A 2145-nucleotide genomic window follows, 5' to 3' on the forward strand; every position below is an offset into this window, starting at 1 on the left:
GTGGTGTGCGGGGGGGGGGGGGGGAGGGGGGGGGGGGGGGGGGGGGGGGGTGGGGGGGGGGGGGGGGGGGGGGGGGGAGGGGGGGGGGGGGGGGGGGGGGGAGGGGGGGGGGGGGGGGGGGGGGGGGGGGGGGGGGGGGGGGGGGAGGGGGGGGGGAGGGAGGAGGGGGGGAAGAGGGGCGGAGGAAGGGGGGCGGAAAGAGGGGGGGAAAGAGGGGGGGCAGTCGGCCCGGTCGGGCCCGGCGGGTCACATGTGGCGCGGGTGCGGGCCGTCGTCGCGGGAGCGGCGGCGGTCCCAGGGGCGCAGGCTGCCGGGCGCGGGGCCTTCCAGGCCCGCCCGGTACAGCCCGTGGGCGATGCGGCGCCGCGCCGCCGTCTCCAGCGCGTCCCGCAGCGGGCCGTCGCGCAGCACCGCCTCGGGGCCCAGCAGGGTCTCCACGGCGGCGAGCGCACCGGCGACGTCGCCGTGCTGGAGGCGTTCGCGGACGCCGGGCAGGCAGTCGGGCCGGCGGTGTGCCCGGTCGACGGCCCGCAGGCAGGGCAGCGGCGGCCCGCCGAAGGCGGCGAGCAGTTCCTCCCGGCGGACCTCGGCCGGATCGTGGTCGAGGGCGGCCAGGACACCCCCGACCAGGCCGATCCGGTGCCGGGCACCCCGGCACTCCACCACCCGTGGGTCGTCGGCCCGTTCCGGCATCCCGGCGTTGCCGGTCGGCTCGGCCCCCAACGCCGAGGCGACCAGCGGATGCAGGCGCCCGGCGTCGATCGCCCCGGCCCGGAGCAGTTCCAGGTCGGGCAGTACCCAGGTCGCCGCGTCGGGCAGCACGGGGAGCGAGGGGCCGCGGGAGGGCGCGTAGGACAGGGCGGCGTCGCGGCCGTCGCCGGGCACGTCCAGGACCATCCGGTGCCGGGCCCCGAGCCGTACGCAGACCCTGTCGCCAGGGCGGCCCTCGGCCCGCAGCAGGAGTTCCGCCTCGGCCTGCCACCGGTCCACGGCACACCGGTGCCCGGGTGGCAGCAGCCCGCCGTGGTCCGGGTCCGGGCCGCCGTCGCCGGAGCGCGCCCGCAGGTCGCCGGCCCGGCGCGCGTCCCACAGGTGGGGGTGCAGGTCGAACCGGAAGCGCCGGCTGGGGCGGGGGTGCGGATGGCCGCCGGTCTCCCTTGTGCGGGACGCGTCCCACAGGGCGAGGCTGATCCGCTGCCCGGCGTCCGCCCAGGCCGGCGGCGTGCGCACCACGAGGTGCGGCGCTCCGGAGCCTGGGGTGCCGTACCGGGCGAGGGCGATGGTCAGGCCCGGCCGCAGCAGCCCGTCGGGGGCGATCCTCGGCATGTGCCAGCGCAGCAGGTCGGGGGCGAGGTGGCGCAGGTCGGACCGCAGCCGGGCGGCGAACTCCCGGCCGTACCGCCGTGCCACCAGGCGGAGTCGGAGGTCGACGTCGATGTTCGCGGCGGCGCAGGCACCGGCCCAGTCACCGGCACGGCGGCGCGCGGTCGCGGTCTCGATCATGGAGGGCGGCACGGCGAACTCGCGCACGCGCGGCCAGAAGGAAAGCGGGGAGTCCCCGTTCGCGAGGTCGGTGGGCATCAGCACTCACCTTGCGCGGACGGGTCCCCCAATCTGTTCAGGGAGTGAGTCGTCATCGCGTCGGATGCTAACGGCCCCGACTCCCGTGCGCAGCCGAATATTTCGCGCCTCACACGATGTGCGACTCGGGCCGGGTCCCGGCGCCGGTGCGGAAGCGGTCGGCGGCGAGCGGGCCGACGTCGACGCGGGGCGTGCGCTCCAGGCAGAGGTCGCGGACGATCTCGCCGACCGCCGGTGCCTGGAGGAATCCGTGGCCGGAGAAGCCGGTGGCGTAGAGGAAGTTGACGACCTCGGTGGAGCGGCCGATGAGGGCGTTGTGGTCGGGGGTGACCTCGTAGAGCCCGGCCCAGCCGCCCGCCGTCGGCAGGCCGGCGAGGGCGGGGGCGCGGTGGCGTACGACGTCGCGGAACAGCTCCAGCCACTCGGGGGTCCAGGTGGTGTCGAAACCGTCGGGCTGGGCGGGGTCGGCGAGGCCGAACAGCAGGCCGTCGTCGCTGTTGTGGAAGTAGGCCGAGGAGGAGAAGTCGATGGTGAAGGGGATGCGCGGGGCGGGTGGTGCGAGGG

General features: G+C 77.9%; 2 protein-coding genes. Both read right to left on the bottom strand.

The features are described 5' to 3' along the window. Nucleotides 1-246 precede the first annotated feature (246 nt). A complete protein-coding gene (locus K4G64_RS39085; protein ID WP_221760591.1) occupies nt 247-1581 on the bottom strand; it encodes a hypothetical protein in 1335 nt (444 codons plus the stop codon). Nucleotides 1582-1690: 109 nt separating this feature from the next. Beyond that, the coding region (locus tag K4G64_RS39090) for an FAD-binding oxidoreductase (protein ID WP_221760592.1) at nt 1691-2145 on the bottom strand (455 nt) is incomplete at its 5' end.

The sequence above is a fragment of the Streptomyces sp. WAC04114 genome (assembly GCF_019733245.1).
Classification (GTDB): Bacteria; Actinomycetota; Actinomycetes; order Streptomycetales; family Streptomycetaceae; genus Streptomyces; species Streptomyces massasporeus_A.

Excerpts from the sequence above, each read along its gene's own strand:
- K4G64_RS39085 (WP_221760591.1), bottom strand. The coding sequence starts at position 1,581 with ATGCCCACCGACCTCGCGAACGGGGACTCCCCGCTTTCCTTCTGGCCG.